This is a genomic window from Chitinophaga silvisoli (assembly GCF_003412465.1).
Classification (GTDB): domain Bacteria; phylum Bacteroidota; class Bacteroidia; order Chitinophagales; family Chitinophagaceae; genus Chitinophaga; species Chitinophaga silvisoli.
The window spans coordinates 1-7500 of sequence record NZ_QTJV01000033.1 but is presented as its reverse complement, the minus strand read 5'-3'; the positions used below and the strand labels follow the sequence as shown (position 1 = coordinate 7500).

Annotated in this window: 8 protein-coding genes; all 8 read right to left on the bottom strand. The window is 32.6% G+C overall.

Annotation, left to right across the window (positions count from 1 at the left end):
• Positions 1-250 precede the first annotated feature (250 nt).
• Positions 251-778 (bottom strand): hypothetical protein, encoded by a 528-nt coding sequence (locus DXN04_RS33800; RefSeq protein WP_116857843.1) that lies wholly within the window; start codon positions 776-778, stop codon positions 251-253.
• Complete coding sequence (locus DXN04_RS33795; RefSeq protein ID WP_116857842.1) at positions 775-1014, bottom strand: hypothetical protein; 240 nt, start codon at positions 1012-1014, stop codon at positions 775-777. The genes DXN04_RS33800 and DXN04_RS33795 overlap by 4 nt, the downstream gene beginning before the upstream one ends.
• A 9-nt stretch (positions 1015-1023) precedes the next feature.
• On the bottom strand, positions 1024-1557 hold the full coding sequence (locus DXN04_RS33790; RefSeq protein ID WP_116857841.1) for a hypothetical protein: 534 nt from the start codon (positions 1555-1557) through the stop codon (positions 1024-1026).
• Positions 1558-1667: 110 nt separating this feature from the next.
• Positions 1668-2531 carry a hypothetical protein gene (locus tag DXN04_RS33785; RefSeq protein WP_116857840.1) on the bottom strand — a complete coding sequence of 288 codons (864 nt, stop codon included), beginning with the start codon at positions 2529-2531 and terminating at the stop codon, positions 1668-1670.
• 19 nt (positions 2532-2550) lie between these two features.
• A complete protein-coding gene (locus DXN04_RS33780) occupies positions 2551-3249 on the bottom strand; it encodes a hypothetical protein (protein ID WP_116857839.1) in 699 nt (232 codons plus the stop codon).
• 2 nt (positions 3250-3251) lie between these two features.
• Positions 3252-4409: a hypothetical protein gene (locus DXN04_RS33775; protein WP_116857838.1), complete on the bottom strand. Its 1158-nt coding sequence runs from the start codon at positions 4407-4409 to the stop codon at positions 3252-3254.
• Between the two features lie 25 nt (positions 4410-4434).
• The gene (locus tag DXN04_RS33770; protein ID WP_116857837.1) at positions 4435-5907 is read right to left on the bottom strand and encodes a hypothetical protein; all 1473 of its coding nucleotides are present in this window, start codon (positions 5905-5907) and stop codon (positions 4435-4437) included.
• A 19-nt stretch (positions 5908-5926) separates the two neighbouring features.
• Positions 5927-7237, bottom strand: coding sequence for a hypothetical protein (locus DXN04_RS33765; RefSeq protein ID WP_116857836.1), 1311 nt, complete (start codon positions 7235-7237; stop codon positions 5927-5929).
• Between the last annotated feature and the right edge of the window lie 263 nt (positions 7238-7500).

Here is a 7500-nt window from a genome sequence, read left to right as displayed (position 1 = left end):
ATAAGTTTCATTATATTCTTTACCTTCTTCTTTCTTCTCCCAAAGTTTACCAGTTTCAGGGTCAACATAAAATTTAGTAAACCTAGAAACCGTCATGAACTATACATAGTCTTTCATAAGGTCTATCATTCCATTGACCATTACAAGTAAGACTAACTTTACCAAGTTCTTCTTCTATTGTTTTCATACGTTCTCTAGGTTTACTAAATTCATAGTGTAGACCCCCCGTAGAGGATGGAATACATTCACATTATTTATTATCATAATCAACATCACTAAGACTATAAGTTTCATTATATTCTTTACCTTCTTCTTTCTTCTCCCAAAGTTTACCAGTTTCAGGGTCAACATAAAATTTAGGAGCATCTCCACAACTAACTATTGCATGAATTTTACCTTCTTCATCAACAGGAAGTGTAATAGAACCACTATACTGAACTTGTTCACTACCTTCATAAATGATATTAAGTTGACCTTTAATATATTTAAGAAGAGTTTCAGCAAGTTTATCTTGACCAAGTTGATATGCTGCCATAGCAGATTGAAACATATTCCAACAAGTAACAATATTCTTATTATTACCTTTACAAGTAGCAGAACAATCATTAAGCATATCAAGACCATATTGTGCCATAAGAACTAATAGTTTATGATAAACACAAACATATTTGCTAGGAACAGTCATATAAACATATTGAGGACTAATCTCAACTTGTTCAGTTCCATCAGCTTTTACATAGACACCATTAACATAACTATCATCTATTTGTTCACTCATTCTATCATCAAGTTATTGTATGAATTAATAATTGATTTTTGTTGCTCATCAGAAAGCAATTCTAAGGCTTCTAGTGCTTGAATTAAAATTTGTCCTTGTGTTAGCTTACACCAATTTTTTTCGTTCAATGGGAAGCCTAATTCTGCTATTCTCACCTGTTTTTCAGCCATGCTTGCAATGCGTAATTGCATCTCTTTCGATAGCTGTTTTGGATTATTAATATAACCTCTTATCATAATATTATCTTATTTAAAAGCCTTATTAATAATATATGCAGTATAATCACTAACTCTAATATCAACACGTTTATTAAACGCAAGAATACGTTGATTAGAATCAAGATGTTTATTATAAATTATATTAATAATATCGCCATATATATCTTCTTTCCATTCTTCTCTCATATAATGACTAAGATAATCTTCATCTCCACGATACATATTAAGTTTAGAATAAGCATCGTAATAAACACTATTAACTAAGTGTCGAGCATTATATTCGATTTGGTCACGGTTACTATCAACATTATTAGTAATAATAGTAGAAGCAACAAATTTAGCACATTCTGAAGCTGCATTAACCATAGCAATAGAAACTACAGCTTTAGACTTTTCTCTATCTTTATCAATAATATCTTTAGTAACTATATTAAGAAGTTTGGCAATATCATCAAGAGGGTCTTTTTTATTATTATCAATTATTTTATTAATAATAAGATAAATAACAATAACAATACCGGGAACTAGACCTTGTTCAAAAGCATTTTGTATTAATTCCATTTTTATGAATACGAAAATAGGGACTATCAGTATTAACACTAATGCTAACACCAATAGCCCCTATTTGATTAATATTACCTAATATTTACCTAATCAAGTCGGGTAGTAGGTTATGCTTTTTCTTCAGTAGCAATAGCTTTAAGGATAGTTTCAACAGTTGCAATAGCAGCAGCTCCAGTAGGGAACGCAATCTGTACAATCTGATGAACAACTTCATCTCTAGTTTTCATTTCACGTGGAACAGCAAAACGAAGAGTAAAGATAGTATATCCAGCATCTGCACTGTCAGGTTGTTTTAAAGGATTAATAGGATATGCAGGATACAGTTCAGTATAAGTATCACGGTAAGTATATTCAATACCTGCATCAGCAGCAGCCTTATTAGCTAAATCAGTAATATAAGCAGCGTCACCATAAGCAGGTAAACCGTGAGCTGTAACTGTGACTGCAATACCAACTAATTCATCAGCTCCAAGAATTTCATAATCAATACCTTTAGACTCAGCAGTTAAAGTAATTTTAGCCTCAACAACAGATGCTTTAATACCATGTCCAATAGTATTATTATTAATTTGGTTAGCTAATTTCTTTGCTACATCATTAGCAGTAGGATTAAGACCAGTATGAATAGTAGCAGTCCAACGATTACGTTCATTGAACTTTAATCCTTTTTTCACAATCATAATAGAATAATCAGAATAAGCATTTACATCTCCGATAGTAAGATTAGCAGAGAAAGTAGTAGCAGCTTGATAAACACCTTTAACAAAAGTAAGATGTTTCTTATAAGCTGGAAGAACTACTGGGCCATTTGCTTCACGACCAAGATTAATGTAAAACTTATCGGTAATCTTAGTACCGTCAGCGTCAATAGTTTCCTTGCCATTAGCAAGATAAGTAAAAGCAACCGCTCCAGCAGCAAGAGGTAAGCTCGCTCCATAAGCGACATTGCCCGCTAACAAAAACTGTCTCATTTTTAATTTAATTTAGAGTTTAACTTTGTTTATCAGCTCCATTAGAAGTAGCACCAATACTAGCAAGATAAATCTGTACTGCACGCATAACTATTTCCATATGTAAATAAGGAGGTAAATCACAATTAACCCAATCTTCTTCTCTATCTTCATCAAATTTAACTTTAGCAGGTTCTTTGATATAAAGATATTTAACTAATTGAGGTTTAACTGTATTATTACGTCCAGTATATATATTAACATTAATACCAGATTCATCACCAAATATAGTAACTATCGGAGCATCTTTCGCAGCACGATTACAGAAATCTCTTAGCGTTTGACCTAAATCTTCAGCTTCAATAATTCTGCAATCATAAATTGTCTTGCCATTATAACTAACTTGAAAGCCTGTATATAGCATTATTCCGTCGCTATCAATGTTAATTTTATAAGGGTCAACTTCTGTTCCACCACCTGTAATATCTCCGCCGTTAACAGTACCCGCTGTGTATAAAGTTCTAAGAGCATTAACAGGACTAATAGAAGCATTTTGTCGAGCAACCTTATCATTATAAGGAACAGGTCCGACATTTTCTACTATTACATTTCTAGCTTTTTCAATTATAGCAGCATTAAGACAAATATCTATATCTTCCATGAGAATAGCACGAACGGTCTGCATACCCATCTGTTGTGCCAGTTCTCTGAACGTCACGTGCATCTCCCCAATGTTCATAATCAAATGTTTTTAAGTTTATTTTTATAAGCACTAACAAGAGCACTATTGGTAGGATTCTTAAACCATGTAACAGCTTCTTTAACATTAGCACCAATGAACTCACCATCAGGAGTAGTAATATTCTGATTATGAATTGCTCTGATAAATTCTCCACGAGAAATAAGAACCTCAATTAAAGATTTAATAGTAATATCTTTATCATTGCAAAGTTTATTAAACTTAGCAGGTTCATTTGTACTAAATTTATCAAGATGAGTTTGTTTATCGACAGTATCCATAGCCATACCGTTAGGAATATTAATATTATTGGCAACACAATATTGAATAAATACAGCATCAAACAAATCACTATTCGTGAGAAGTTTAACATAATTGCCTTTAGCAGAATTAATTTCCTGACGATGTTTAGCAAGACGCTCAGCTTCTCTTTGGTCATCTTTAAAATAAAATCTAATAGATGGGTCAGAATTAATAAGAGCAATATCTTTAGCTACATCTTTATATAATAAACAATGACGATAAATTAGATAATCATCAAGAACAATAGGATAACCATATTTATACTTTTCACTTTCAAGAAGATTTAACTTAGTAATTTTAGCTTCAAGAGCTTCTCTAAGTTCTTTAACTCCTTTACGGTCACTATTCATATAAGCAGTTTCAATAGCTTCTTCTTCAGCTCTAAAACGAAGATAATCTCGTTTACGATTCCAAAAGAAAGAAATATCAAAAGTCTTACCTAGTTCATCAACTGAAACACTAATATTATTAAGATAAGCCTTAACCCGTGAAATAAAGTTTTCATTATTAGGAGCAAGACCAATTAAAGCAGGAAAATAAGATTCAATCTCACCTTTATTAGAAGAAAGAGTACGAGAACTACGAACACAACTACCAATTTTATCCATTCGTTTAGGTAATGTTTTATCATTAACTCTACGATATAATGAATAATTAGTAACTAAATTAATAGTAATAGTTCGTTTTTCAGTATAAGGTTCATCAAGACTTTCATCTCTAAATCCTACTGTATTAGCAGGCTGTTTATCTACTCCATCCTCTACGGGGGGTATAACCTGTTTATCTGTATTTATATTAGAAGCAGCAGGAGTATTTTCTCCTGCTTTATTAGCTTCATTTACTTTGTTAAAATCCATATCTTAAATAGCTTCTTTTAAATGATTATAATACACATTTCAATAAGAACATCTTAGTAGTGTTATCTACCTGCAAACCAATAGAGCCTTTAACTTCATAACGAGCCATATCAATTTCAGTAGCTGCATGATTAGTATTAGGCAATCCCCAGCAAGCAGGAATATCAGTCATACCTTCGATAACTTTAGCTTTATAAGCCTGTCCTTTTTGACGTACTATACGAACATTCTGATTACCTTTATAATTACTCATATCAATCAAAGCAGCTTGATGAGAAGTAATAGGTAAGCCAGTAGTAGGATGAATCATACCATTTTGCTTAGCAGCTTCAGCATCAGTACCCTTATCGAAATAAGCATTATGAATAACAGTAATAGTATATCCATCTGGAGTTTTACACTTATTAAAGTAACGTCCATAAGAAAGACCATCACCATTATCTTGAATCATCTTTTCACCAAGAGGTGTAATAAATCCGTTTTCTTTAGCATCAGTTCTGATAGCCATTTCAAAGTCACGAATAAATCCTTTACCACCCATAAGAGCTACATTCTTATCACCATCTTGAGTATCACGGTCAAGAACATCACCGATTGTACGTTCAAGTTTATTAATAGTCAGAACTTCACCATAAGTATCGTAGTTAGATTCACGACAAATTTCTAACATACCAGCAGTACGAGGAATAGGTTTACCATTATCATGGTCTTTCAAAGGAATAGTACCATCAGGTAAACGGTTATATTCAGACTTCCACAAACGTTCTTCGTTCATTACTCTCATGTGCAAGTTGAACTGTCGCATCTCTTCGTTAATCCAAAGATTAGAAGTACCACCATTATCATTTTGGAATTGATATTGAGTAACAACATTAGCAAGATTACCAGCTATTTCTTTAGAATAACGATAAAACTCAAGTTGAGAAGTCATTCCAGCAGGCCCCATAGTATTGCTTCTATTACCTTTAGAATAAGATTCAGAAACAGTAGGAGCACTCATTGCCCAATACATACCTTTAGCCAACCATTGAGGGTCAACATAAGCATCAGGATTAGGAGAAGTAAGTTTCAAAAGATAAGCATAACCATAAGCAGATTCACCTAAGTCTTTCTGAATACGAACTTGAGTAACACCATCGGGAGCAGTAAGACCATGTTGTTCAATAAACCAATGAGTAGAGAAGTGAACTTCAAATTCACTACCATTTTGACCGGGTTTAGTAACAGCAGCATTAAAGTAAGTTACAAAGTCTGTAAACTTCATACGACCCATAGTTTTCCAAGTCCATTGTACAGTAGCAACGTCTTTAATACCACGACTACCTTGACCTTCAGTAATAAAACTTAAAGGAAAACGGTCATCATCCATACCATAATTATAAGTCAGAAAACTATTAATTTCTTCTGGCTTTTGAAGCTGAAGATAAGCAATTGATTCTTCATTAGAATAACCTCTATCTTCATAACGAGTTTGTCCAATAACACGTAATGTTTTCATCTACAAATTTACTATTATGTTAATAACCAAAACGCTCATCTATTAGAGCATTTTTTTTACTATCAGGTTTAGTTATTTTAATAGCTCCTTTTGTAGATTTACGTTGACTAGCAGTAAGTTTCAACTTTTTAGCTTCTTTATCAGAAACAGCCATTTCTATCAAACTATCATAACCTTTACCTGTATATTTAAGCCAAGCCTTAAGCAGTTCTTCATCGCGTCTTTCAGCAGGAGATAACTTCATTAAATCATTTTCATAACGAGAAAGTCCTTTATCATCAACTTGATAAACATAATTGAAGAAATCTTCTGGAGTAGTAGAAATTTGTTTTCCATTACGTTCAATAATAACAGTTTCGGGAATACGATAACCAGCAATCTGTCGCTTATCAATACATTCTTTAACTCCATTCCAAAATTCCACAAGTTGTTTCTCTTCTTCTGCTTTAACTCGCATAGCTTCTTTAGCATTAGCTTCACGCATTTCGTTATCAGCTTTCTGAAGAGCTTCAAGTTCTTCTTTAGCAACATTGAAAAGTTCATTACTATCTTTAAGATATTGAATATACTTATCAACATTACCACGACGATTAAATTCCTTAAACGCCTCACGAACAATAGCTTCTTGTTGACTTACATTATTTTCATCTACTTCAATACCGCTTCTATCTCGAAGTTCACCAAAGCCTTCAAATGAATTACCATTTGCAACATAATAATTAAGAAAATCACCAACGATAGGATAATCTTCAAATAACTTATTAACACCAGCTTGGGCAAATTCATCACGTTTTAAATCAATAACGGATTGAATATAACTTGCAACTCCTTGAGGAGTATTATCAAAAGCAACTGGTTTACCATCTTCTGAAGTAACAGAAACACCTACAAGTTCTTGAATCGATTTAACATCAATAGTATTTTCTTCTTTAGTATCTTCTACTTCAAATTCTTTAAGATAAGCAGCAACTTCATTTTTAGCTTTAAAGATATTACCTTTATCGTCAATAAGATTACCGTCTTTATCAACAGTATATTTATTATCTCCATCTTCGATAATAGTACCTTCTTCTAAACCATGTTCAGCATCAGCGTCATTCGCTTTGTCATTAGGCTTACCCCCCGTGGAGGATGAAGATTGGTCATCTTTATTAGCATTAGAATCACTATTCCCATCTCCATTACCATTATTAGTAATATCATCAATATGATTACCATTAGCATCTAACTGCCCTGTTTTACCTGTATCAAGGTCTGTAATGTCGTCAGTAGGTTTTCCATCACCATTAGATGTTTCACCATTAAAACCAAAACTATCAAAATTAGGCATAACTCTTTGTTTTTAATTAATTACTATATCACAAATATAAACTATAATAATAATACGAGTTTTACTTGTATCGTTAAAATATGTTCATCTTTAAGCCGATTTGCCGACTAACATACTATTGCTAACTAGAATATTTATTACTGATAACCTAACCTGTCGCTTTCAGAGAAGCCGTGTATGAATCAAATTTTATCATAATGATTAATCTATCACGAAATGAATAAAGTGCTTAGAATGAGCTTAAAATGGCTCATGTGATGTAA

Bases quoted from the DNA above. Each gene is read 5' to 3' on its own strand.
- DXN04_RS33795 (WP_116857842.1), bottom strand. From the start codon at position 1,014: ATGATAAGAGGTTATATTAATAATCCAAAACAGCTATCGAAAGAGATG.
- DXN04_RS33800 (WP_116857843.1), bottom strand. From the start codon at position 778: ATGAGTGAACAAATAGATGATAGTTATGTTAATGGTGTCTATGTAAAA.
- DXN04_RS33775 (WP_116857838.1), bottom strand. From the start codon at position 4,409: ATGGATTTTAACAAAGTAAATGAAGCTAATAAAGCAGGAGAAAATACT.
- DXN04_RS33780 (WP_116857839.1), bottom strand. From the start codon at position 3,249: ATGAACATTGGGGAGATGCACGTGACGTTCAGAGAACTGGCACAACAG.
- DXN04_RS33770 (WP_116857837.1), bottom strand. From the start codon at position 5,907: ATGAAAACATTACGTGTTATTGGACAAACTCGTTATGAAGATAGAGGT.
- DXN04_RS33790 (WP_116857841.1), bottom strand. From the start codon at position 1,557: ATGGAATTAATACAAAATGCTTTTGAACAAGGTCTAGTTCCCGGTATT.
- DXN04_RS33785 (WP_116857840.1), bottom strand. From the start codon at position 2,531: ATGAGACAGTTTTTGTTAGCGGGCAATGTCGCTTATGGAGCGAGCTTA.
- DXN04_RS33765 (WP_116857836.1), bottom strand. From the start codon at position 7,237: ATGCCTAATTTTGATAGTTTTGGTTTTAATGGTGAAACATCTAATGGT.